Genomic DNA, 25772 nt, shown 5'->3' on the forward strand with positions numbered 1-25772 from the left:
ACACAATGATCCCGTTGTCGTTCGCGCAGCGTCGGCTGTGGTTCGTGGACCGGTTCGAAGGCCCTTCGCCGACCTACAACGGCGCTTTCGCCCTGCGGCTGACCGGTGAGCTGAACGTGGGTGCGCTTCGGTCGGCGCTCCGCGATGTCATCGACCGGCACGAGGTCCTGCGCACGGTGATCGTGGAGGGCGACGACGGCGTCCCGCACCAGCAGGTGCTGCCGTCCGGGGAGAAGCCGTTCGACCTGCCGGTGGTCGAGGTCACGCAGGAGGAACGGGCGGCGGCCGTCGACAAGGAAGCCAGGCAGACCTTCGACCTGGCCGCCGACGTGCCCATCCGCGCCAGGTTGGTGCGGACCGGAGCGCGCGAACACACCCTGGTCCTGGTGGTGCACCACATCGCCCTGGACGGGGAATCCCTCGGCCCGCTGCTGCGCGATCTCACCACGGCGTACTCGGCCCGCAAGCAGGACAGGGCCCCGGTGTGGGAGCCGCTCCCGGTGCAGTACGCGGACTACACGCTGTGGCAGCAGGACGTGCTCGGTGACGAGTCCGATCCGGACAGCCTGGCCGCCCGGCAACTGGCGTACTGGCGCGAGGCCTTGGCCGATCTGGCGCAGCCGCTGGCGCTGCCGACGGATCACCCGCGCCCGAGGACGACGAGCTCCCGCGGCGATCTGGTCCAGTTCCCGATCGGCCCCGACCTGCTCGCGGCCGTGGAGAAGCTGGCCGCGGAGCAGGACATCACCGTGTCGATGGTCATGCATGCGGCGCTGGCGGTGCTCCTGCACCACCTCGGGTGCGGTGACGACGTGCCCATCGGCGCGCCGATCGCGGGTCGCACCGACGAGGAACTGCGGGACCTCGTCGGGTTCTTCGTCAACACCTGGGTGCTGCGCGTCGACCTCTCCGGGAACCCGACCTTCCGCCGGCTGCTCCAGCGGGTGCGGGACCGGTCCCTCGCCGCGTACGACAACCAGGACATGCCGTTCGAGCGGCTGGTGGAGCTGCTGAACCCGGACCGGTCCACCGCCTACCACCCGTTCTTCCAGGTGATGCTCGCCTGGCAGGAGCCCCTGGGGGAGCTGGAGTTCGCCGGCCTCGATGTCGAGGCCGAGACCCTCGAGACCAGGACGGCCAAGTTCGACCTGTTCTTCAACATGATCCCGAACGGCTCAGGCGGGGCGGGAGTCCGGCTGGAGTACGCCACCGACTTGTTCGACAGGGACACGGTCGAGGACCTCGCGGACCGGTTCGTACGCGTACTGGGCCGGCTCGTGGCCGACTCGGGGCGCAGCATCGGCGGCATCGACGTGCTCGACGCGGCCGAGCGGGACCGTCTGCTCACCCGGTTCAACGACACCGCCACAGCGGTGCCCGAGCTGACGATCCCGGAGCTGTTCGAAAGCCAGGTGGCCAGGACGCCGGGCGCCCCGGCGATCGTGTGCGAGGACCGGACGCTGACCTACCAGGAACTCGACGACCGGGCGAACAGCGTCGCCCGGGAGCTGGTCCGGCGCGGTGCCGGGCCGGAAGACCTGGTGGTGCTGGCGCTGCCCCGCACCGAGGACCTGGTCGTCGGCCTGCTCGGGATCCTCAAGTCCGGTGCCGGGTACGTGCCGTTGGACCCGCAGTACCTCGGCGGACGGGCGCAGAGTGTGCTGTCCGAGGCACGCCCGCGTTTCGTGGTCACCGACACCGCAACGTCAAAGGACCTGCCGCAGAACGACATGGCGAGCATCAACCTCGACCACCGCGCGCAATGGGACTCGCCCGAGGGGGCGCCGGACGGCGCCGGCCGGATCGTGCCGCCCGGTCCGGACAACCTGGCGTACGTGATGTACACGTCCGGCACCACGGGCAAGCCGAAGGGTGCGGCGATCACCCACCGCAACGTCGTCAACGGGGTGCGGGAACTGGTGCGCGTCCTCGACGCGCCGCCCGGGTGGCGGATGCTGGCCGGCACCTCGGTCAACTTCGACGTCTCGGTCTTCGAGCTGCTGACCACCCTGTCCACCGGCGGCACGGCCGAGGTGGTGCCGAACGCGCTGGCGCTCGGCGAACGGGACAGCTGGGACGGCCACGTGATCAGCGCGGTTCCCTCGGTGCTCGGGGAACTGGTGGGGCACCTGGAGAAGACGACCGACGTGCGCACGGTCGTGTTCGCGGGCGACGTGCTCCCGGCCCGACTGGTGCGACAGGTGCGCGAGGCCCTGCCCGGCGTGCAGGTCGTGAACTCCTACGGGCAGAGCGAGAGCTTCTACGCCACCACGTTCTCCCTCGCGGCGTCCGAGGAGTGGGCGCAGAGCGACGTCGCGCCCATCGGTACCCCGCTGGGGAACATGCGTGCCTACGTGCTGGGACCGGGACTCGCCCCGGTGCCGCAGGGCGTGATCGGTGAGCTGTATGTGGTCGGGACCTGCCTGGGCCGCGGCTACCACGGCCGCCCGGGCCTGACCGCCGAGCGCTACGTGGCGAACCCGTTCGGCCCCGCGGGCGAGCGGATGTACCGCACGGGCGACCTGGCCCGCTGGAACGCGCAGGGGCAGCTGGAGTGCGTCGGCCGCGGCGACGGCCAGGTCAAGGTGCGCGGCTTCCGCATCGAGACGGCCGAGGTCGAAGCCGCGCTCACCGCGCACCCCGGGATCAGCGAGGCCGTGGTGATCAGCCGGGAGGTGCCCTCGGGCGGGCGGCGGCTCGTCGCGTACGTGGTGCACACCGGCGAGGGAGCCGTCGGTGACGACGGCGCCGGTGGTATCGGCGATGTGGATGTGCAGTCCGGAGCTTCGGCAGCCGAGCTGCGCAAGTTCGTCGCGGCACGGCTGCCCGACTACATGGTGCCGTCGGCCTTCGTGGCCCTCGGCCGGCTGCCGCTCGGGCCGACCGGCAAGCTGGACCGCTCGGCGCTGCCCGAACCCGAGTTCCTGGGCGAGGCCTACCGGGAGCCGCGCACCGAGGCCGAGGCGATCATCACCGCGGCGTACGCGGACGTGCTCGGTGTGGACCGGGTCGGTGTCGACGACGACTTCTTCGCGGTGGGCGGGGACAGCCTGCGGTCGATCCAGGTGGTGGCGCGGGCCCGGGCCCGGGGCCTGGTGCTCGGCACGCGGGAGATCTTCGAGTGCCGTACGGCGGCCCGGCTGGCCGAGGTGGCCTCCGCCCGCCGGGACCAGGTGCCCACGCTCACGGAGCCGGCGGGCGGCGGCGTCGGACCGATGCCGCTGCAGCCGGTGGCACGGCATGTGTTCGAACACGGCGGCGGGACCGACCGGTTCGCCATGTCGATGGTGCTGGAGCTGCCCGCGGGCATCGACGCGAGCGGCCTCGCCGCCACCTTGGACGCCGTGCTCGACCGGCACGACCTCCTGCGCGCGCAGCTGGTGCGCGGCGACGAACTCTCCCTCCTCGTGCGTGAGCAGGGCACCGTGCGGGCGGCGGACCTGATCCGCCGGGTCGACTGCGACGGCCGGTGGGACGAGCCGTCCTCGCTCCGGGCGGCGAAGGCGGAGCTGGACGACGCGGTCGGGCGGCTCGACCCGGAAGCCGGGACCATGGCGGACTTCGTCTGGTTCGCCGCGGACTCGGGTGCGGGCAGGCTGCTCGTGGTGCTGCACCACCTGGTAGTGGACGGTGTCTCCTGGCGCATCCTCATGGCGGACTTCGCCGAGGCGTGGCAGCAGGTCCGCTCCGGCAAGGCGCCCGAGCTGCCCGCGGTCGGCACGTCGGCGCGCCGCTGGGCGTCGGCGCTGGCGGACGAGGCGCTCTCCCCGGAGCGGGAAGCGGAACTGACGTACTGGCGGGACCTGCTCGAGGCACCGAACCCCCCGCTGGGCACGCGGGCGTTCGACCCGGCGGTGGACGTGTGGTCCACGGTCGACACCGTGCGGGTGGAACTGCCCGCCGAGGTCACCGAGGCGGTGCTGACCAGGCTTCCCGCGGCCTTCAAGGGCACCGGGACCGATGTGCTGCTCGCCGCCCTCGCCCTCGCGGTGAACCGGTGGCGCGGTGCGGACCGCTCGACCCTGGTCCGGCTGGAGGGACACGGCCGCGAGGAGGACGTCGTCCCCGGGGCCGACCTCTCCCGGACCGTCGGATGGTTCACCGGCATGTACCCGGCCCGGGTCGACGTGCAGGGCGTGGACCTGGCCGACGTGTTCGCGGGCGGCCCCGCGGCCGGCCAGGCGATCAAGCTGGTCAAGGAGCAGCTGCGCGGGGTCCCGGACAAGGGCGTCGGGTACGGACTGCTGCGCTGGCTGAACCCGGAGACCGCCGGACAGCTCGCCGACCTCCCGGTGCCGCAGATCGGGTTCAACTACCTCGGCCGGATCTCCGACGCCGACGTACCCGAGCACCTGCGCGCGGACGGGTGGGGACCGGCGTCCTGGACCGCCGAGCTGATCCCGGCGCCCGACCCGGACCTGCCCGCGCTGTCCGCGCTGGAGGTCAACTCGGTCGCCACGGACACCGCCGACGGCACCCGGTTGCAGGCCGCCTTCATGTTCCCCACCGGGGTGCTGTCCCGCGAGCGGACCGCCGAACTGGCCGAGCTGTGGGTCGAGGTGCTGCACGGCATGGCCGCGCACGCCGCACGCCCTCGGATCGGCGGGCTCACGCCCTCGGACGCCCCGCTGGTCTCGGTGCGGCAGGACGAGATCGAGACCTGGCAGGAGCGCTACGGCCGGCTGGCCGAGGTGTGGCCCCAGGCCCCGGGGCAGTCCGGCATCCAGTTCCAGGCCGCGCTCGCCGACGGCACCTTCGACGTCTACCACATGCAGTTCGTGCTGCACCTGTCCGGGCACGTGGACCCGGCGCGCATGCGGTCGGCCGGGCAGGCGCTCCTCGACCGGTATCCGAACCTGCGCTCCGCGTTCCTCGCCGCAGCCGGCGGCGATCCGGTGCAGGTCGTGGCGGAGCACGTTGCCCTGCCCTGGCGGCACATCGACATGACCGGTTGCGGCGAGGCCGAGCAGGACGCGGCGCTCGACCAGGCCCTCGCCGACGACCGGGCCGACCAGCTCGACCCCACCCGGCCGCCGCTGATCCGCCTGGCCCTGCTCACCTGCGGGCCGCAGCAGGCGAAACTCATCATCACGGCGCATCACACCCTGTTCGACGGCTGGTCGTCACCGTTGGTGATCACGGATCTGATCCGGCTGTACGCCGGGACCCGCGAGCTCGCTCCGGTCCGAAGCTACGGTGACTACCTGGCCTGGCTGTCCACGCAGGACCGGGAGGCGTCGGCTGCCCGGTGGAAGGCCGAGCTCGCCGGATTCGACCAGCCGACCCTCGTGGCCGCGGACACCCCCCTCAAGGGGGAGGCGTCCGCCCTCGGGCGGGTCGAGGTACCGCTGTCGATCGACAAGGGGCGGGAACTCGCCCGGCGCGCCGCGGAACTCGGGGTCACGCTGAACACGCTCCTGCAGGGCGCGTGGGCGATCCTGCTGGCGAAGCTGACCGGGCAGCAGGACGTGGTGTTCGGCGCCGCCGTCAACGGCCGCCCGGCGGACCTGCCCGGCTCCGACGAGATGGTCGGCCTGTTCGTCAACACCCTGCCGATCAGGGTGTTCTGCCGGCCGGACCACAGCGTGGGCGGCGTCATCACCGAGCTGCAGGACCGGCAGATCGCACTGCTCGACCACCACTACTACGGGCTGGCCGACATCCAGCGCGGCGTGGGGCTGCCCGCCCTGTTCGACACGATCGTCGTCTTCGAGAACTACCCGATCGACCGTGAGGGCATCGTCGAGGCGAACACCTCGGCGGGCTTCACGATCGACGCCATCCGTCCGTTCGCCGGCTCGCACTACCCGCTCACCCTCAACTCCTCCGACCCCTACCTGCGGCTCTCCCTCGACTACCAGAACAACCTCTACGACCGCGACGCGGCCGAGGTGATCGCCGCCCGGCTCGTCCGGGTGCTGGACCAGGTGCTCGAGGACCCGACGACGCCCGTCGGCGCCATGGATGTGCTGTCGGAGCAGGAGCGGGACTGGCTGGTGCGGGGGGTCAACGACACGGCGCACCCGGTGGCCGCGGACACCCTGCCGGGCGCGTTCGAGGCCCAGGTGGAGCGTGACCCCGACCGTGTGGCGCTGATCGGTGAGCAGGAGACGCTGACCTACGGGGAGTTCAACCGGCGTGCCAATCAGCTGGCGCACTGGCTGGCCGAACAGGGCGCGGGCCCCGAGCAGTTGGTCGCGGTGAAGATCCCTCGCTCCGTGGATCTGATGGTCGCGATCTACGCGGTGGTGAAGGCCGGTGCAGCCTATCTGCCGGTGGACCCCGAGCTGCCCGAGGACCGGGTGCGGCACGTGCTGGACAGTGCGCAGCCGCTGCTCGTGCTGGACGAAACACTTCCGGATGTGTCCGGGTACGCGGAGGCGAACCCCGAGCGCGCACTGTCGCCGGACAACGCCGCGTACGTCATCTACACCTCGGGCTCCACCGGTGGTCCCAAGGGTGTGCAGGTGGAGCACCGGTCGATCATGAACCGGCTGAAGTGGGGTCTGGCGCACTTCGACGTCGGTTTCGAGGACCGGGTGCTGCTGAGCACGACGGCGAGCTTCGATGTGTCGGTGCCGGAGCTGTTCGCGCCGCTCCAGGCCGGTGCTGCTGTTGTCATCGCGCGCCCGGACGGGCGCCGGGATCCGGCCTACCTCGCCGACCTGATCCAGCGGGAGCGGGTGACCGGCGCGGACTTCGTGCCCTCCCTGCTGGAGGCGTTCGTCACCGAGCCCTCGGCCAAGGAGTGCAGCAGCCTGCGCTGGATCGAGGTCGCAGGTGAGGCGTTCCCGCCCGCCCTGGCCAACAAGGTCGTCGACCTGCTGCCGGACTGCGGGGTGCACAACCTCTACGGGCCCACCGAGGCATCGGTGGAGGTCACGGCGTGGCAGCACGTGCCGGGTGCCGACCGGGTGCCGATCGGCGCACCGGTGTGGAACACCCAGGTGTACGTGCTGGATGCGGCGCTGCGCCCGGTCGCGCCCGGGGTCGTCGGTGAGCTGTACCTCGCCGGTACCGGGCTCGCCAGGGGCTACCTGGGACAGACGGGGCTGACCGCGAACCGGTTCGTCGCCTGCCCCTTCGGCGAGCCGGGAACCCGGATGTACCGCACCGGCGATGTCGTGCGGTGGAACCAGGACGGACAGGTCGAGTACATCGGGCGGTCCGACTTCCAGGTCAAGGTCCGCGGGTTCCGCATCGAGCTGGGCGAGATCGAGCAGGCGCTGACCGTGCACCCGGAGGTCGAGAGCGCGGTGGTCGTGGTGCGGGAGGACCGCGCCGATGACCAGCGTCTGGTCGCGTACGTGGTCCCGGCGGGCGGCAAGGCGGAGACGAGCGAGCTGGACCTCACGGCCCTGACGGACCTGGTCCGCGAGCACCTGCCGGAGTACATGGTCCCCTCGGCGATCGTGCCGCTCGCCCAGTTCCCCACGACACCGAGCGGGAAACTCGACCGGGGTGCGCTCCCCGCACCGGACCACACCGAAGCCGCGACCGGACGAGGGCCGCGCAACCACAACGAGGAAGTTCTCTGCCGGCTGTTCGCCGAGTTGCTCGGGGTGGAGGAGGTCGGCATCGACGTCGACTTCTTCGACTTCGGTGGGCATTCGCTGCTGGCCACCCGGCTGATCGGCCGCATACGCAACGAGCTCAACGTCGACGTGAAGGTCACCACGGTGTTCCGCAGTCCGACGGTCGCCCAGCTGGCGGCCCGGATCGAGGAGCTGGCCACGTCGAACCGCCCCCGGCTGCGCCCCCAGCTGCGCCCGATGAACGTGTAGGAGTGCGTCGATGATCCCGTTGTCCTTCGCTCAGCGTCGGCTGTGGTTCCTCCACCGTCTGGAAGGCCCGTCCGCGACCTACAACATCCCGTTCGTGCTGCGCCTGGACGGGCCGCTGGACACGGCGGCCCTGGCCGCGGCGGTGACGGACGTCGTCACCCGGCACGAGAGCCTGCGCACCCTGGTCGCCGAGAACGCGGACGGCACGCCGGAGCAGCGGATCCTGCCCCCGCAGGAGGCGGCCCTCCGGTTCCGGGTGGTCGACGTGGCCGCGGACGCGGTGGACGCCGCGCTGCACGAGGCCGCGTGCGAGGGCTTCGACCTGGACACGGAACTCCCCCTGCGGACCACCGTCCTCCGCGTCGGCCCGCAGGAGCACGTGCTGGTGTTCGTCTTCCACCACATCGCCGCGGACGGGGCGTCGATGGCGCCGTTCATGCGGGACCTGCTGTCGGCGTACTCGGCACGCCACCAGGGGAGTGCGCCGAAGTGGGCTCCGCTCGCGGTGCAGTACAAGGACTACACGCTGTGGCAGCGGCAGCTGCTGGGCGACGAAGAGGATCCGGAGAGCATCGCCGCGGCGCAGCTGGGCTATTGGCGCAAGGAACTGGCCGGGGTACCGCAGCCGGTGCAGCTGCCGCTGGACAGGCCGCGGCCGACGGCGGCCGGCCACCACGGCGGCCATGTCGACTTCGAGCTGGACGCGGACCTGCTCACCGGAATCGGGAAGCTGGCCGCGGAGCGCGGCGCCACGGCGCCGATGGTCGCCCAGGCCGTGCTCGCGGTGCTCCTGCACCACCTCGGCGCCGGCAACGACCTGACGATCGGCAGCCCGATCGAGGGGCGCGCCGATGAGCAACTCGACGATCTGATCGGGTTCTTCGCCAACACCTGGGTGCTGCGCGTCGACCTGTCGGAGAACCCTTCGTTCGGTGATCTGCTGGAGCAGGTGCGGGAGCGGGCCCTTGCCGCGTACGACAACCAGGACGTTCCGTTCGAGCGCCTGGTGGAGCTGCTGAGTGCGGACCGCACCACTGCGTACCAGCCGCTGTTCCAGGTGATGCTGGCCTGGCAGTTCGAGTGGTCGCAGGTCGAGATACCGGGTCTGCGGGTCACCCCCGTCCCGGCGGGCACCGGTACCGCGAAGTTCGACCTGTTCTTCAACATCGTCCCGGCCCCGTCCGGGGGTGCGTACGGGCGGCTGGAGTACGCGACGGAACTGTTCGACCACGCCACGGCCGAGAGTCTCGTCGACCGCTACCTGCGCGTGCTGCGGCAGGTGGTCGCCGACTCCGGGACGCGGCTGGGTGAGGTGGACGTGCTCACCGACGCCGAACGGGACTGGCTGACACAGCTGAACGAGACGACGGCACCGGTGCGAGGAGCGACCGTACCCGAGCTGGTCGCCGCCCAGGTGACGCGGACACCGGACGCGACCGCGGTGGTGTCCGGGCAGACCGAGTTGTCGTACCGGGAGCTGGACGCCCGCGCCAACCGGCTGGCTGCGGTACTGCGGGACCGCGGTGTCGGGCCGGACGTCCTGGTCGCCGTCGCACTGCCGCGATCGGCGGACCTGGTGGTCGCGCTGCTCGCGGTGCTCAAGGCCGGCGGCGCCTACCTGCCGGTCGACCCCGACTACCCGGCCGCGCGAGTCGACCTCCTGCTCACCACAGCCGATCCCGCACTGGTACTGACCGACTACGAAGCGGCGGCGACCGTGGCCACGTGCCGGCAGCCCGTCCTTCACCTCGATGACCTGTGCCTCGAGAGCCCCGCTCGCGAAGCCCCGGACGTCCGTATCGGGCCGGACAACCTGGCCTATGTGATGTTCACTTCGGGATCGACCGGGACGCCCAAGGGTGTCGCCGTCACCCATGCCGCCGTGGTCAACGGTGTGCGGGATCTGCGCCGGACCGTGCAGGTCGGGGCGGGGTCCCGGATGCTCGCCGCGACCTCGGTGAACTTCGACGTCTCCGTGTTCGAGATATTCACCGCGCTCACCACCGGAGCGAGCGTCGACATCGTCCGTGACGTACTCGAACTCGCGGAGCGCGGCAGCTGGTCGGGCACCACCATCAGTGCCGTACCCGCGGTGTTCTCCGCGCTGCTGGACCAGGACGTCGAACTCGACGTGCGAACCGTCGTCTTCGCCGGTGAAGCACTCTCGGCCGACCTGGTCCACAAGGTGCACAAGACCTTCCCCGACGTCCGTGTCGTCAACGCCTACGGGCAGACCGAGAGCTTCTACGCCTCTGCCTTCACGCTCCCGCAGCAGTGGACCGAAACCGGCGCGATTCCGGTCGGACAGCCCCTGGCCAACATGCGCACCTACGTTCTGGGGCCGGAGCTGACTCCGGTCCCGCCGGGTGTGGTCGGCGAACTGTACGTCGCCGGCCTGCTTGCCCGCGGCTACCACCAAAACGGCGGGGCGACCGCGGAGCGGTTCGTCCCCTGCCCCTTCGGCCCCGCCGGCACACGGATGTACCGCACCGGCGACCTGGCCCAGTGGGACGGCAACGGCCGGCTGAAATACGCGGGACGGGCCGACACCCAGGCGAAGATCAACGGCATTCGCCTCGATCCGACCGAGATCGAGACCGTCCTCGCCCAGCATCCCGCGATCGGCCAGGCAGCGGTCATGGTGCGCGAGGACCACGCCGGCAGCAATCGACTCGTCGGCTATGTGGCGCCGGTGGGTCACGCCGGTGTTCCGGCGGCGGATCTGCGGCGGTTCGTGGCGGGGCGGCTGCCGGACTACATGGTGCCCGCCCTGTTCGTGGTGCTGGACCGGCTGCCGCTGAACGCGAACGGCAAGCTGGACCGGGCCGCGCTGCCCGAACCGGAGTTCGCCGGCGCCGAGTACCGGGCGCCGCGCAGCGAGGCGGAGCGGGTCCTGGCCGAGGTGTACGCGGACGTGCTCGGCGCCGCGCAGGTGGGCATCGACGACGACTTCTTCACCAGCGGCGGGGACAGCATTCGTTCGATCCAGGTCGTCGCGCGGGCCAAGACGCGCGGTGTGCTGGTCAGCACGCGGGAGATCTTCGAGCACCGCACGGTCGCCCGGCTCGCGGAACTGGTCGAAGGCCGGGAAGAAGAGGAGCGCGTGAGCCTGGCCGAGCTGCCGGGTGGCGGCGTGGGCTGGGCTCCGCTGCCGCCGACCGCCGCGCACGTTCTCGCACTGGGCGGGGGCATCGGCCGGTTCTGCATGTCCGCGATGCTGACCCTGCCCGAGGACATCGGCCGTGCGGGGCTGCTCGCGACCGTGCAGGCCGTACTGGACCGGCACGACGCCTTGCGTTCCCGGCTCGACCGGGCGAAGCCGGGCCTGTGGATGGAGCCGGCCGGCCGTGTGGACGCCGGCCCGCTGGTGCGGGAAGTCCCCTACGCCGACGCCGATGTGCAGGCCGAGCTGGACGCGGCCGCGGACCGGCTGGACCCGGACGCGGGCGTCATGGCGCAGTTCGTGTGGTTCACCTCCGACACGGATGCGGACCGGTTGCTGATCGTGCTGCACCACCTGGTCGTGGACGGGGTGTCGTGGCGGATCCTGGTGCCGGACCTGGTGTCCGCCTGGCAGCAGCTCCGCGACGGTCACACCTCGGCCCAGGCAGGGGTGGGTACCTCGCTGCGCCGGTGGGCGCACGCCCTGGCGGACGAGGCGGCCACCCCCGGGCGGGTGGCGGAACTGCCCGTGTGGCAGGAGATCCTGTGCGCGCAAGACCCTGTGCTGGGAGCACGGGAACTGGACCCCGCGCGCGATGTCGCGGCCACCGTGGACACGGTCCGCGTCCAGGTGCCGGCAGACGTCACGGAGACCCTGCTGAACACGGTGCCCGCGGTCTTCCGCGGCGGCGCCGACGACGGGCTGCTGGCCGGGCTGGCGCTGGCGCTGGCGCGCTGGCGTCGCAAGAGGGGAGTGTCCGGGGCCTCGACGCTGGTGCGGCTCGAAGGGCACGGCCGGGAGGAGCACGTGGTGCCCGGCGCGGACCTGTCGGGCACGATCGGATGGTTCACCGCGATGTTCCCGGTGAGGCTGGACCTGGCGGGCATCGACGTGGCGGACGCGTTCGCCGGCGGTCCGGCCGCCGGACGGGCGATCAAGGCCGTCAAGGAGCAACTGCGGGCGGTGCCGGACAACGGTATGGGCTACGGCCTGCTGCGCCACCTCAACACGGAGACCTCCGCCGCGCTCGCCGGGCAGCCGGAACCGCAGATCGGGTTCAACTACCTGGGCAGGTCCTCCCGTGCGGACATCCCCGAGGAACTGCGTGGCCTGGGCTGGGCACCGGACACCACGCACCGGGGCCTGATCGCCGCGCCCGACGAGGACATGCCGGTGCTGTCGGCGCTGGAGATCAACGCGGTGGCCACCCACACCCTCGCCGGTGACGAGCTGACCGCCTTCTTCGGCTTCCCGACCGGTGTGCTCTCCCGCGGCGAGGTGAGCGAGCTGGCCGGGCTGTGGATCGAGGCGCTGACCGCCCTCGCCCGGCACGCCGTGACACCCGATGCCGGCGGGCTGACCCCGAGCGACGCGCCCCTGGTCGAGGTGGGCCAGGAGGAGATCGACACCTGGGAGGCCCGGTTCGGCAAGCTGGCCAAGGTGTGGCCGACGACACCGGTGCAGTCCGGGATGTTGTTCCACACGATGCTGGCCGGATCCTCGTTCGACGCCTACCACATGCAGCTGGTGTTCCACCTGTCCGGCGAGGTCGACCCGGAGCGGATGCGCCGGGCCGCGCAGGCACTGCTGGGGCGCCATGCCAGCCTCCGCGCGGCGTTCGTCAACCGCGCGGACGGCGATGTGGTGCAGGTGGTGCCGGAGACGGTGTCCCTGCCCTGGCAGCACCTCGACCTGACCGCGGCCGGCGAGGCGGAGCGGACCGAGACGTTCGAGCGGTTCCTCACCCAGGACCGGGCCACCCACTTCGACGTGGGCACCGCACCGCTGATCCGGCTGGCACTCGTCCTCCTCGAGCCCGGCCGGGCCGAACTCGTGCTGACCGCCCACCACGTGCTGATCGACGGCTGGTCCACACCCCTGCTGATGCGGGACCTGCTGCTGCTCTACGCGTCCGACGGCGACCCGACGGGGCTGCCCGGGACCCGCGACTTCGGCGAGTTCCTGTCCTGGCGCGCCCGGCAGGACGAGGAGGAGTCCGCACGGGTGTGGGCGGCCGAGCTCGACGGCATCGAGGAGCCGACCCTGCTCGCTCCCGGCTCCGAGGGCGCGGGCGACAAGGGCGTCGACCAGGTCGACGTCGCGCTCCCGCCCGACGAGGCGCGCGCCCTGGGCCGGCGTGCCGCCGAGCTGGGCGTCACCGTCAACACCCTCGTCCAGAGTGCCTGGGCGCTGCTGCTCGGCCAGCTCACCGGCCGCCGGGACGTGGTGTTCGGTGCCACCGTCTCCGGGCGCCCGCCTGCGGTGACGGACGTCGACTCGATGGTCGGGATGTTCATCAACACCCTTCCCGTACGCGTCGAGTACGCGCCCGGCGACACCCTCGCCGAGGTCCTCACCCGGCTGCAGAGCCGGCAGGCCGGTCTTCTGGACCACCACTACTACGGGCTCACCGAGATCCAGCAGTCCGTCGGCCTGCCGTCCCTCTTCGACACGCTGGTGGTCTTCGAGTCGTACCCGGTCGACCGGGACGCTCTCAGCGCCGCCACCGACGCCGCGGACGGGATCGCCTTCACCGGCCTGCGCCCGTCCACGGCCACCAACTACCCGCTGACCCTGATGGCGGCGGTCGACCCGCACCTCCAGCTCATCCTCCAGTACGCGCAGGGTGTCTTCGACCGGGACACGGTGGAGGTGTTCGCGGCCCGCCTGGTGCGCGTCCTGCGGCAGCTGGCGGCCACCCCCGAGCTGAAGGTCGCGCAGGTCGACGTCCTGGATCCGGCCGAACGCGACCGGCTGCTCGGCGAGTTCAACGACACGGCCGTGCCGACTGCGGACGTCACGGTCAACGGGCTCTTCGAGGCACAGGCGGCGCGGACCCCGGACGAGGCCGCCGTGGTCGCCGAGGGAGAGTCCCTCACGTACCGCGAGGTGAACGCCCGGGCCAACCGCCTGGCGCGCGCACTGGCCGGACACGGGGTGGGCCCGGAGTCGGTGGTCGCGGTGTCGCTGGCGCGGTCGGCGGACCTGGTGGTCGCACTGCTCGCGGTCCTGAAGGCGGGCGGCGCGTATCTGCCGGTCGACCCCAAGTACCCGAGCCAGCGCCTCGAGGCCATCCTCGGGGAGGCGCGGCCGCGCCTCGTCCTGACGGACTCCGCGACGGCCGCGGTGCTGCCGGAGCACGACGCCCCGGACGTCTTCCTCGACGCGCTCGACCTGTCCGGAGACGACACCGGCCTCGAACTGCCGCTCCATGCCGATCAGTTGGCGTACGTGATGTACACCTCCGGCTCCACGGGCAAGCCCAAGGGCGTCGCCATCACCCACGGATGCGTGGTCAACGGCGTGCTGCGGCTCGCCTCCCGTGTGGGCATGGAGCCGGGCAAGCGGCTCCTTGCGGGCACGTCCGTCAACTTCGACGTCTCGGCGTTCGAGATCTTCACGACCCTCGCCACCGGCGGCACCGTCGAAGTGGTCCGGGACGTCCTGGTCCTGGGCGAGCGCAAGGGGGGCTGGAGTGGCAGCGTCATCTCCACCGTGCCGTCCGCCTTCGCCGAACTCGTCGACGAGATCTCCGGTCGCACCAGCGTGGAGACGGTCGTCTTCGCCGGCGAGGCCCTGCCCGCCTCGCTCGTCGAGAAGACGCGGGACGCCTTCCCGGGCGTACGGATCGTCAACGCCTACGGGCAGAGCGAGTCGTTCTACGCCACCGCCTTCACCGTCTGCGGCGACACGCAGGGCTGGGCGGGCAGCGCGCCCGTCGGCACCCCGCTCGGCAACATGCGGGCCTACGTCCTCGGCCCCGGCCTCGCTCCGGTGCCGCCGGGCGTGGTCGGCGAGCTGTACGTCGGCGGGAAGGTGGGCCGCGGTTACCACGGCCGCGCCGAGCTGACCGCCGAGCGCTTCGTCGCCGACCCGTTCGGCCCGTCCGGCTCGCGCATGTACCGCACCGGTGACCTGGCCCGCTGGAACGGCGAGGGCCGGCTGGAGTACGCGGGCCGGGGAGACGCGCAGGTCAAGGTGCGCGGCTTCCGCGTCGAGCCCGGCGAGGTCGAGGCCGTGCTCACCGCACACCCCGGGGTCGCGCAGGCCGCCGTCATCGCCCGCGACGGGCGCGGCAGCAGCACCGGCAAGCAACTGGTCGCGTATGTCGTGCCCGCTGTCACCGGCAACGACCCGACGACCGCCGACCGCCCCGGCCTGGAGCCGAAGGAGCTGCACGGCTTTGTCTGGGAGCGGCTGCCGGACTTCATGGTGCCGTCCGCCTTCATGGTCCTCGACCGGCTGCCGCTCACCCCGAACGGCAAGCTGGACCGGGCCGCGCTGCCCGACCCGCAGTACACCGGCGCCGCCTACCGGGCGCCCCGCACCACCCGCGAGGAGACCCTGGCCAAGCTGTTCGCCGAGGTGCTCGGCGTGGACCGGGTCGGCATCGACGACGGCTTCTTCGACCGCGGCGGGCACTCCCTGCTCGCCACCCGGCTGATCAGCCGCGCCCGCGCCGAGATGGGGATCGAGATACCCATCCGCAAGATCTTCGACCTGCCGACAGTGGCCGCGCTCGCCGCCTGGTCGGAGGAATCGGCTGCTCCCCGTCGCCCCAGTCTGCGCCAGATGTTCGTAAAGGAGTGAAGCAATGATTCCGCTGTCATTCGCACAACGCCGTATGTGGCTTCTGCACCAACTGGAGGGCGGGGCGGCGACCTACAACATCTCGGCGGCGTTCCGGCTGACCGGGTCCCTGGACCAGGCCGCCCTCGTCGCGGCGATCCGCGACGTGGTCGACCGGCACGAGATCCTGCGCACCACGTACGCGACGGACGACGGCGGTGAGCCCTGCTCGCGGATCCTGGCGACGGCGGAGGCGGATCCGCAGGTGCGGGTGGTCGAGGTGGCGCCCGAAGACGTGGCCGGCGCGATCGGCGAGGCCGTTGCGCACCGGTTCGATCTGGCAGCCGAACTCCCGTTGCGGGCAAGCCTGTTGCGCTGCTCGCTCCGGGAACATGTGCTGGTCATGGTCGTCCACCACATCGCCTCGGACGGCAGCTCGAGCGCGCCGATGATGCGGGACCTGATCGACGCCTACACCGCCCGCCAGGACGGCCGGGCGCCGCAGTGGGAGCCGCTGCCGGTGCAGTACAAGGAGTACGCGCAGTGGCAGCGCGAGGTGCTCGGCGACGTGGCCGACCCGGAAAGCCTCGCCGCGGCGCAGGTCGAGTACTGGCGCAAGGAGCTGGCCGGGGTGCCGCAGCCGCTGAGCCTGCCGCTGGACCGCCCGCGGCCCGCGGAAGCGAACTCGCACGGCGACACGGTCCCCCTGGTGGTGGCAGCGGAGGTGGCGGCCGGGCTGCAGAAGCTGGCCGACGAGCGCGGGTCGACCATGTCGATGGTCCTGCAAGCCGCGCTGGCGGTGCTGCTGCGCAAGCTCGGCGGCGGAGACGATGTGACGATCGGCAGTCCGATCGCCGGGCGGACCGACGAAGCCCTGGCCGATCTGATCGGCTTCTTCGTCAACACCCAGGTGCTGCGGGCGGACCTCTCCGGAAATCCGTCGTTCACCCAACTGCTCGCGCAGGTGCGGGACAAGGCGCTGACGGCCTACGAGCACCAGGATGTGCCGTTCGATCTGCTGGTCGAGGCCATCAACCCCGAACGCTCCGCGGCGTACCAGCCGCTGTTCCAGGTGATGTTCGCCTGGCAGAGCTACCAGAAGCCGGACCTCGACATTCCCGGGCTCGAGGTGAGGTTCGAGCAGGCCATCCCGTCGACCGCCATGGTCGACCTGTTCTTCAGCCTGACCGTGGACGAAGCGGGGGCGCTGCGGGGCGACCTCCAGTACGCGACCCAGCTGTTCGACCGCGACTCGGCCGAGGTGATCGCCGCCCGGCTCGCCCGGGTGCTGGAGCAGCTGGCCGCTGATCCGGGTATGTGCGTCGGGGACGTCGACGTGCTCAGTGCAGGGGAGCGGGAGCGACTGGTCACGGAGGTGAACGACGCCGGGAACGACATTCCCGAGGCCACCCTGGTCGAGTTGTTCGAGCGGCAGGCGGCGCAGCGGGCGGACGCGGTCGCGGTGGTCCACGACGGCGCCACGCTCACGTACGGGGAGGTGAACGCCCGGGCCAACCGGCTCGCGCGGCACCTCGTCGCCCGCGGAGTGGGTCCCGAGTCCCTGGTCGGGGTCTGCCTGGAGCGCTCGGCCGATCTGGTCGTCGCACTGCTCGCGGTGCTCAAGGCGGGCGGTGCCTATCTGCCGATCGACCCCGACTCCCCGGCCGACCGCATCGCCTACATGGTCCAGGACGCCCAGCCGGTCCTGCTGGTCACCACCAGCACGACCGGCGCCGCGCAGGACCTGGCCGAGGCCCTTCCCCTGGTCCACCTCGACGGGGCCGGGGCCTTCGCCGAGGAGACGGCCACCGACCTCACCGACGCCGAGCGCCGTACGGTCCTGCGCCCCGGGCACCCGGCGTATGTCATCTACACCTCCGGGTCGACCGGCCGCCCCAAGGGCGTGCTGATCCCGCACCGCAACGTGGTCGGCCTCTTCACCGCCACCGAGGACTTCGCCTTCGGTGCCGACGACGTGTGGACCCTCTTCCACTCCTACGCCTTCGACTTCTCGGTGTGGGAGCTGTGGGGGCCGCTGCTCCACGGCGGACGCCTGGTCGTGGTCCCCTTCGACGTCTCCCGCTCCCCGGCCGACTTCCTCCGACTCCTCGCCCGCGAGCAGGTCACCGTCCTCAACCAGACGCCCTCGGCCTTCTACCAGCTCGTCCAGGCCGACGCCCAGGCTCCCGGCCAGGACCTGGCGCTGCGGTACGTGGTGTTCGGCGGCGAGGCCCTCGACCTGAACCGCCTTGCGGACTGGTACGCGCGCCACGCACCCGATGCGCCGGTGCTGGTGAACATGTACGGCATCACCGAGACCACCGTGCACGTCACCCGCATCGACCTGGACGAGCACTCCGCCGCCCGCCACCGCGGGGCCAGCGTGATCGGCCGGGCCGTCCCGGGCCTGCGCGCCTACGTCCTGGACAGCAACCTCAGGCCGACGCCCACCGGCGTGACCGGGGAGCTGTATGTGGCGGGCTACGGTCAGGCCCGCGGTTACCACGGCCGGCCGGAACTGACCGCGGGACGGTTCCTCGCGTGCCCCTTCGGCGAGCCGGGCGAGCGGATGTACCGCACCGGCGATCTGGTCCGCTGGAGCAAGGACGGTCAACTGGAGTATGCGGGGCGAGCCGATTCCCAGGTGAAGATCCGGGGTTTCCGGATCGAGCTGGGTGAGATCGAGCAGACGCTGGCCGGGCATCCGGGTGTGGCGCAGGCGGTGGTCGTGGTCCGCGAGAACCAGGAGGGCGACAAGCGCCTCGTGGGTTATGTGGTGCCCGAGCCCGATGCCGCGGCGGCCGATGCCGGTGAGCTGTCCGAGTACCTGCGGGGGCGTCTGCCCGACTACATGGTGCCGTCCACGGTGATCTCGCTGCCGGAGATTCCGCTGACCTCGAACGGGAAGCTCGACCGACGAGCACTGCCCTCCGAGGACACGGACACCGTGGTCGGCCGAGAGCCGCGCAACGCCTACGAGGAAAAGCTGTGTGCCCTCTTCGGCGAGCTGCTCGGCCGGGAGAAGGTCGGTATCGACGACGGCTTCTTCGCGCTCGGCGGGCACTCACTCCTGGCCACCCGGCTCAGCGTCCGCATCCGCAAGCAGTTCGACATCGACATTCCCATCAGGACGATCATCAAGTACCCCACGGTGGCCGAGCTGGCCGCGCTGATGCTCGCCGGCGGCGTTCCCGCCGACGACGCCGACACGTTCGCGGTCGTACTGCCGTTGAACAGCGATCCCGGCACGGGGAAGCCGCCGGTGTGGTTCTTCCACGGCGGGGGCGGGCTGGGCTGGGCTTACTACAGCTTCGTGCTGCACCTGCAGGACCGGCCGGCCTACGCCCTGCAGTCCCGCGGCTCCGACGGCGTGGAGCCGCGGGCCGGCTCCGTCAAGGAGATGATCGACGACTACGTCACCCAGATCCTGAAGATCCAGCCGGAAGGGCCCTTCAACCTGATCGGCTGGTCCTACGGCGGCACCGTCGTGCAGGCCGTCGCCGACGCGCTCGACCGGCGTGGCCACGAGGTCGCCCTGGTGGCCGTCCTGGACGCCCAGCCGGGGGGCCACGGGTTCACGCAGGTGCACGCCGGCAAGGAGTCGTCGGACTACCGGGCGGAGCTCGAGGACGACTTCAGCCAGTACATACGCATGGGCAACCGGCAGGGCTTCCTGGACACCATGTCGAAGGTCCTGGCCAACAACACGGCGCTCATGATGGATTTCGAATCGCCGGTCTACCGCGGCGATGTGCTGTATTTCAACGCGACGCTGGAGGACCAGTCGTACGCGCACCTGTGGCGGCCGTACGTCCTCGGTTCCCTCGAGGTGCACGACGTGCACGCCACGCACCACGAAATGCACATGCCCGCGCCCGTGGCCGAATTCTTCGAGATCGTGGGCCGCAGGCTGGCGTAGCGACGGCCGGACATCTTTTTCCCGGAACCGGTTCGGCGCATTCCTGGAACCGGTTCGACAGACGATCGAATGGATGATGGGGGTTGGTCGGGGTGACAGAACCCGGCGTGTCCGCGGAACACGGGGATCAGACCACGCTGTTGTGCGTGCCGTTCGCGGGAGCAGGTCCTTCTTTCTTCCACCCGTGGCGGGAGCTGTCCGCCGGCCGGTGGCGAGTGACCTCGGTCGAACTGCCGGGCAGGGAACGGCGGATCCTCGAGACGCCGTACCGGAATGTCGTCGAAGCGGCCAAGGAGTCGGTGGACGACATCGTCGCGGACCTCGGCGCAGGGGCGCGGACCGTGCTGTTCGGGCACAGCCTGGGCGCGGTGCTCGCGTACGAGCTGGTGCACCTGCTGAGCACGCGCGGTGTGCACGTCGAGCGGCTGGTCGTCAGTGGTTCGCCGGGGCCGTGGACACAGCGCGAGAGGCGGGCGGCGGGGCTCCCGGACGAGGAGTTCCTCGCCAGGGTCGAGGAGTTCGCGGGGTTCCGGCACGAGGCCCTCGACCACCCGGAGATGCGTGAACTGATTCTCCCCGCACTGCAGGCCGACTGCGAGATGCACGAGAGCTACGTACCGAGCACCGACGAACCGGTGTCGGTGCCGATCTGCTCGCTGCGGGGCAGCTCCGACGGCCTGGTCACCGCGGAAGAGGCTCAGCAGTGGCGGACGGCGACCACGGGTGAATTCAGCTATGCGGAATTCCCGGGCGATCACATGTACCTGGTCGATCACGGCCGCGAGGTGCTGGACATGATCGAAGCGGAGAGGAAAGCGGAGGCATGAGAAGTTCAGCGATCGCAGTTTCAGGGCTGCGCAAGGCATATGGCGACAAAGTCGTGCTCGACGGCATCGGCTTCGATGTCGCCGCGGGATCGATCTTCTCCCTGCTCGGCCCGAACGGGGCCGGCAAGACGACGACGGTGAACGTCCTGACGACGTTGATGAAGGCCGACGCCGGGACGGTGCGGGTCGCCGGTCACGATGTAGTGACCGCGACCAAGCAGGTGCGCGCGGCCATCGGTGTGACCGGTCAGTTCGCCGCGGTGGACGATCTGCTGTCGGGCCGGGAAAACCTGCAGCTGATGGCGGACCTGAAGCGCGTGCGCTCCGGTGACCCGGTCGTCACGCGGCTGCTGGAGCGCTTCGACCTGGTGGAGTCGGCGGACAAGCCGGCGGCGACCTACTCCGGCGGTATGCGCCGGAAGCTGGACCTGGCGATGACGCTGGTCGGCAATCCGCAGATCATCTTCCTGGACGAGCCGACGACGGGTCTCGACCCGCGCAGCAGGCGCGCGATGTGGGGGATCGTCCGCGAGTTGGTGGCCGAGGGCACCACCATCTTCCTGACCACCCAGTACCTCGAGGAAGCCGACCAGCTCGCCGACCAGGTCGCGGTGCTCAACCAGGGCCGCCTGGTCGCCCAGGGCACCCCCGAGGAGCTCAAGCGCCAGATCCCCGGCACCCACGTCCGATTCCGGTTCGCCGACCTCTACGAACTCGACGCGGCGGCACGGGTCCTGGCCGGATCCGCGCGCGACGACGAGGAGCTGACCCTGCGGGTGCCCAGCAACGGTGAGTCGAGGTCGCTGCTGGCCCTGCTGAGCCGGCTGGAGGAGCACACGATCAACGCCCAGGAGTTCTCCGTGCACACGCCGGACCTCGACGACGTCTTCCTGGCCCTGACCGACCCCACGAGCACCGACCCCACGAGCACCGAGCACACGAGCATGGAGGTGATCGCACAGTGAGCACTGTCCCGACGCCGTTGGCCGATTCGTCGATCATGTTGCGCCGCAACCTGAAGCACACCGTGCGCAACCCCGTCACGGTGTTCCAGGCGGTCCTGTTCCCCATAGTGATCATGCTCATGTTCGTCAAGGTGTTCGGTGGTGCGTTCAGCGTCGGCGACGACTACATCGACTACGCGACGCCGGGGCTGCTCGTGATGGCCATCAGCTACGGGCTGGGGGCCACCGCGACGGCCGTGAACTCCGACATGACCAAGGGCGTCATCAACCGGTTCAAGGTCATGGACGTCTCCCGCGGTTCCGTGCTGACCGGGCACGTCATCGTGACCACGCTGCGCTGCCTGGTGGCCTGCGCGGCCATCATCGGCGTGGCCTTCGCGATGGGGTTCGACCCGGCTGCGAGCGCCCTCGACTGGCTCGGCGCGATCGGTGTCATCGTGCTGCTCAGCTTCGCGGCCGGCTGGCTCACCGTCGCCCTGGGGCTGGCCGCGAAGACCGCGGAGTCGGCGGGCATGGCCACCGTTCCGCTGATCATGCTGCCGTTCCTGAGCAGCGCGTTCGTGCCCGCGGACACGATGGGGGCCGGCATGCGGCAGTTCGCGGAGTACCAGCCCTTCACCCCGATCATCGAGACGCTGCGCGGGCTGCTCGCGGGCAACCCGTCGAGCGGCGACGCGATCGTGGCCGTCGCCTGGTGCGCCGGGTTCGCCCTCCTCGGCTACGTGTGGGCGGTCTCCACGTTCAAGAAGCGAGCGTGACCTCGACCAGCCCAGACCAACTGGTCACTCTCCCCTCCCGAGCCGCCTCGGCGAACCACATGCCGCCGAGGCGGCACTGCGACTTCGAGTCCGTCGGCGAGGTGACCGAGCGGGTCGTGCGTCACCGCGCGGATATTCGCCCGCTCCGCTTCGTCGGCTAGCGCGCCACGCGGTAGCGGAGGTAGACGACTCCCGAGCTGAAGGTGCGGGTCTCGACGAGTTCGAGATCCACCCGGCGCTCGCGCCGGGGAAAGAACGGAATGCCACCGCCGACCAGCACCGGGTAGACCCTGGCCCGGTACTCGTCGATCAGGCCCGACGCGGCGGCCTCGGCGGCGAGAGTCGCGCCGCCGATCGCGATGCCGCCCTCCCCCGGCTCGGCTCGCAACCGCTCGATCTCCTTCGCCAGGCCGCCGGAGGCCAGGCGGGCATTGCCCCGCACCGCCGACAGCGTGGTGGAGAACACCACCTTCGGGAGCCGCTTCCAGATCGCGGCAAACTCGAGCATGGAGTCGTCGAGCGATGGATCCTGGTCGGTGGTCTCCCAGTACAGCATCGTCTCGTACAGCCGTCGTCCCAACAGGTGGACGCCGAGCGCTCGTACCTCGTCGGTGGCAAAGCGAAAGACCTCCTCGTCGGGCGCCGTCCAGTCGAAGTCGCCGTCCGGCCCGACGATGTAGCCGTCAAGTGAGACGCCCATCGAATAGGTCACGCTGCGCATCAGAAGTCCTCTCGGTAACGGGTTCGACAGTACGACCGCAGTGATCAGGAGCGTCCTGACCTGCGGCGGAGCGAGGCGGGCCACTCGGCGAAGCCTGAGCCCATGGCCGACACTCCGCCCCACATTGACGAAACGTAACCACGCCAAAGCACAGAGTCACCATTGATCGGGTAGTGACAAAAGCCGCAAATATCAGTGAATGCTTTGCTCTGGTCGGACATTCGGTCATCGTCGTGGGGACCCGTCGTTGCCATTTCGACATGGCCAGCAACGCCAGGAGCAAGTACAGAATGCCGAACCCGAAGTCCGTCCGCCTGCTGCGCCGTGCGGCTCTCGGCTGCACGGTGGCCGTCTCGTTCGCCCTGGCCGGCATCGGTACGAGCGCAAGCGCCGCATCCGACGTCAGCGCAAAGGCCGCTCCTGCCCACTCCCCAAGCGCTTCGATCGCCTACAAAGCGGCGACGGGCGGCCGGACCGTGGCACTCACCTTCGACGACGGCCCAGGGCCGGCCACCGGTCAGATCCTGGACTTGCTCGCGCAGTACCACGCCCAGGCGACCTTCTGCCAGATCGGCAAACAGGCCGCCGCCAACCCTGCCCTGGTCAAGCGCATCATTGCCGACGGCCACCGGCTGTGCGACCACACCGTGGACCACCCCCAGCCGATGCACACCCTCCCGCACGATCAGCAGGTCCACGAGATCACCGCAGCCAAGGACATGATCAGCAAGGCTGGTGGGCCAGACACTCGGATCACGTGGTTCCGTGCCCCCGGCGGCGACTTCAGCCCCGAAAACCGCCAGATAGCCGTGCAAGCCGGTCTGCGCCCGCTGGGCTGGACCGTCGACACCCGCGACTGGACGCACCCCGGCGCCGCCTCGATCCTTGCCACCGCGAAACGGGAACTGCGTCCCGGCGGCATCATCCTCATGCATGACGGCGGCGGCGATCGCAGCCAGACCGTGGCAGCCCTGCGCAAGCTGCTCCCCTGGCTGACCGAGCAGGGCTACAGGTTCAGCCTTCCCACAAGCTGACGCGGCGGGACGCTTTCGCCTGACGTCACCTTAAGGCGTGCGTGTACGCGTCGCGGGGGTGCCCCTCGACCCGAGACCGGTCCTGGTCACGAGAGTGGTCCCAGGATCTCCTGGGACTCGATGAGTCCCTGCTCGCTGGGGGCCTCACCGTCGCCGAAGACGCGTGCGGCCTGCCGGGCCCGGAATGCGAGGTGTGCTTCGGCGGGCTTGGCGTAGCCGTGGCGGGCGCGGGCTTCTGCGGGGGTCAGTACTTCCTCCTTACGGGGAGGAATGCCGAGCTTGACCGGCGCAATCACCGCGACCGTGGAGGGCGAGATCCTGCCCAGCAGGCGCAGTTCGACCTCGGGGTTGAGGTGGGCGAGCGCGAAGGCCGTCTTCATGACGGGCACGATGAGCAGGTCGAGGAGGCGTGACTGCCGGATCCCTGCCATGTCGCGCATCCAGCGCGGCATGGTGGCGATCGTGGCGATCCGCTGTGCCTTCGCGACAGCCAGACTCGCCGGCTTCGCCCAGCGCGGCGTCGGCGGCAGGACGAGCTCGCTCCTGAGCAGGTGGTTCATGGCCTGCCGGGCGATCGGGCTGGCGGCCAGCTGCGGGCGCATCCGTTCGAAGTACGCCCGGACGCCTTCACGGCTGCGGGGTATGTCGTCGGGGGAGCACGTCTGCAGTTCCGCGGCGAGCGCGCATGCCTCCCAGTACTCCTTCTCCTCCTGCGCGGAGAGCTTCCCGGGCCCGTACTTCTCGTATGCGTAGAGGATCGAGTGCCAGCCGGTGAGCTGGATCCACAGCTGCGAGGCGGGGTCGTTGGCATCGTAGGTCCCGCCGCCGTAGGGTAGCCGGCCGATCGCCTTGGAATGGACCTTGACCAGGACGTCCGCGGCCTTGCACACCTCCCGCGAACCGGCGAAGGCCACCATCGCGAAGTACCTCAGGGTCCGGTCGTAGCGAGTGCGGGAGCGCTGGTAGATGCCCTGGGTCGCGTGGACGGCGGCCACCAGCGGCGGGTCGAGTTCCTCCACCACCACGGCTCGTTGGAAACCCACCGTCGGCGCCGTCGGATAGCTCCAGACCTTCCACACCACCGAGCCCGGACCGAAGAAGCCGTAGTCCTCGTGCGGTTCGATCTCACCGCGCTTCAGCTTCGCCATGGAGCCGCTCCTCGTGCGTCCGCGGCGTACGCCGCCCTCAATTACGACACTGCTGTCTTAAATTAAGACACGCATGTCGTAAACTGCCAAGGTGTCTGCGTCCCCCTCTTCGTCCGCCTCGTCCTCCGCCTCTTCGGAAGACCGGCCACGCAAGCGGCGCCCCTACGCCCCGCGCGTCCCGATCGAGCAACGCCGCGAGCAGCTGCTCGACGCCGCCCTCGCCGTGATCGTGAACGAGGGCTACGACCGGGTCTCCATCGATGCCATCGCGAAGAGGGCCGAGGTCGCACGGTCGGTGGTCTACGGCGCCTACGAGAATCTCGACGCCCTGCTGAGCGCCCTGCTCGACCGGCAGCAGGCACGCGCCTTCGAACGGCTTCTCCAGACGATTCCCGACCTGCACGGCCCGCGCGACCCGGCCGCGTTCGTCTCCGAGGCGGTGCGCAGGATGTCCGCGATGCTCCGCGAGGACCCGGACACGTGGCGGCTGATCCTGCTGCCCCCGGGCAACATGCCCACGGTCGTCCGCGACCGCATCGAGGCGGACAGGGAACGGTTCCGGCTCCGGGTCGAAGCATGGATCTCCCTCGCCCTGGCCGACCGGAGCGGCCCGACGCCCGGCCCGCAGCTCGATGCGCAAGTCCTCGCCCACGCGCTCGTCGCCTGCGCGGAACACTTCGGCCGCCTCGCGCTCACCGATCCCGGCAGGTTCGACCCATCGCGCCTGATCGGCCAGCTACAGGTGATCCTCGGCGCCGTCTTGCCGCGGATGCGTTGACGGCAGCCGGGCGCGGCTTCCCGGCAGCGGCTTCGGTCCTGCCGCAACGGCGGCCCGTCGAGTGGGCCGCCGTTGGTGTGCGGCTGGTCGGTTCTTGTCGTGCAGG

11 protein-coding genes are annotated in these 25772 nt (G+C 70.7%); 9 read left to right on the plus strand and 2 right to left on the minus strand.

Features of this window, described 5'->3' with window-relative positions; translation table 11 throughout:
• The first annotated feature begins 5 nt into the window (after positions 1–5).
• From AQI88_RS26235 to AQI88_RS46080, 7 genes are all read left to right on the plus strand, one after another.
• The gene (locus AQI88_RS26235) at positions 6–7784 is read left to right on the plus strand and encodes a non-ribosomal peptide synthetase (RefSeq protein ID WP_067003756.1); all 7779 of its coding nucleotides are present in this window, start codon (positions 6–8) and stop codon (positions 7782–7784) included.
• Positions 7785–7794: 10 nt separating this feature from the next.
• The gene (locus AQI88_RS26240) at positions 7795–15537 is read left to right on the plus strand and encodes a non-ribosomal peptide synthetase (RefSeq protein ID WP_067003758.1); all 7743 of its coding nucleotides are present in this window, start codon (positions 7795–7797) and stop codon (positions 15535–15537) included.
• Positions 15538–15541: 4 nt separating this feature from the next.
• Positions 15542–19435, plus strand: a complete 3894-nt coding sequence (locus AQI88_RS26245; RefSeq protein WP_067003760.1) for a non-ribosomal peptide synthetase — start codon at positions 15542–15544, stop codon at positions 19433–19435.
• A gap of 107 nt (positions 19436–19542) precedes the next feature.
• Positions 19543–20262 carry a thioesterase II family protein gene (locus AQI88_RS26250; protein WP_067003763.1) on the plus strand — a complete coding sequence of 240 codons (720 nt, stop codon included), beginning with the start codon at positions 19543–19545 and terminating at the stop codon, positions 20260–20262.
• The gene (locus tag AQI88_RS26255) at positions 20259–21227 is read left to right on the plus strand and encodes an ATP-binding cassette domain-containing protein (protein ID WP_067003765.1); all 969 of its coding nucleotides are present in this window, start codon (positions 20259–20261) and stop codon (positions 21225–21227) included. The genes AQI88_RS26250 and AQI88_RS26255 overlap by 4 nt, the downstream gene beginning before the upstream one ends.
• Positions 21224–21985: an ABC transporter permease gene (locus tag AQI88_RS26260; protein ID WP_208615907.1), complete on the plus strand. Its 762-nt coding sequence runs from the start codon at positions 21224–21226 to the stop codon at positions 21983–21985. Before AQI88_RS26255 ends, AQI88_RS26260 begins: the two co-directional genes overlap by 4 nt.
• The gene (locus AQI88_RS46080) at positions 21982–22146 is read left to right on the plus strand and encodes a hypothetical protein (RefSeq protein ID WP_159050397.1); all 165 of its coding nucleotides are present in this window, start codon (positions 21982–21984) and stop codon (positions 22144–22146) included. The genes AQI88_RS26260 and AQI88_RS46080 overlap by 4 nt, the downstream gene beginning before the upstream one ends.
• Here the strand turns inward: AQI88_RS46080 and AQI88_RS26265 are convergent.
• Positions 22143–22706 (minus strand): dihydrofolate reductase family protein, encoded by a 564-nt coding sequence (locus AQI88_RS26265; RefSeq protein WP_067003767.1) that lies wholly within the window; start codon positions 22704–22706, stop codon positions 22143–22145. The two genes, AQI88_RS46080 and AQI88_RS26265, sit on opposite strands and share 4 nt — an antisense overlap.
• 173 nt (positions 22707–22879) lie before the next feature.
• Here AQI88_RS26265 and AQI88_RS26270 point away from each other — a divergent pair, with 173 nt between their 5' ends.
• Complete coding sequence (locus AQI88_RS26270) at positions 22880–23740, plus strand: polysaccharide deacetylase family protein (RefSeq protein ID WP_244184314.1); 861 nt, start codon at positions 22880–22882, stop codon at positions 23738–23740.
• Positions 23741–23826: 86 nt separating this feature from the next.
• Here the strand turns inward: AQI88_RS26270 and AQI88_RS26275 are convergent, their stop codons facing one another.
• Positions 23827–24888: an oxygenase MpaB family protein gene (locus AQI88_RS26275; RefSeq protein WP_067003768.1), complete on the minus strand. Its 1062-nt coding sequence runs from the start codon at positions 24886–24888 to the stop codon at positions 23827–23829.
• Between the two features lie 91 nt (positions 24889–24979).
• Here AQI88_RS26275 and AQI88_RS26280 point away from each other — a divergent pair, with 91 nt between their 5' ends.
• Positions 24980–25666, plus strand: coding sequence for a TetR/AcrR family transcriptional regulator (locus tag AQI88_RS26280; RefSeq protein ID WP_067003769.1), 687 nt, complete (start codon positions 24980–24982; stop codon positions 25664–25666).
• Positions 25667–25772 lie beyond the last annotated feature (106 nt).

The organism is Streptomyces cellostaticus (assembly GCF_001513965.1).
GTDB classification, from domain to species: Bacteria; Actinomycetota; Actinomycetes; order Streptomycetales; family Streptomycetaceae; genus Streptomyces; species Streptomyces cellostaticus.

Excerpts from the sequence above, each read along its gene's own strand:
- AQI88_RS26245 (WP_067003760.1), top strand. The coding sequence starts at position 15,542 with ATGATTCCGCTGTCATTCGCACAACGCCGTATGTGGCTTCTGCACCAA.
- AQI88_RS26240 (WP_067003758.1), top strand. The coding sequence starts at position 7,795 with ATGATCCCGTTGTCCTTCGCTCAGCGTCGGCTGTGGTTCCTCCACCGT.
- AQI88_RS26275 (WP_067003768.1), bottom strand. The coding sequence starts at position 24,888 with ATGGCGAAGCTGAAGCGCGGTGAGATCGAACCGCACGAGGACTACGGC.
- AQI88_RS26265 (WP_067003767.1), bottom strand. The coding sequence starts at position 22,706 with ATGCGCAGCGTGACCTATTCGATGGGCGTCTCACTTGACGGCTACATC.
- AQI88_RS26235 (WP_067003756.1), top strand. The coding sequence starts at position 6 with ATGATCCCGTTGTCGTTCGCGCAGCGTCGGCTGTGGTTCGTGGACCGG.
- AQI88_RS26255 (WP_067003765.1), top strand. The coding sequence starts at position 20,259 with ATGAGAAGTTCAGCGATCGCAGTTTCAGGGCTGCGCAAGGCATATGGC.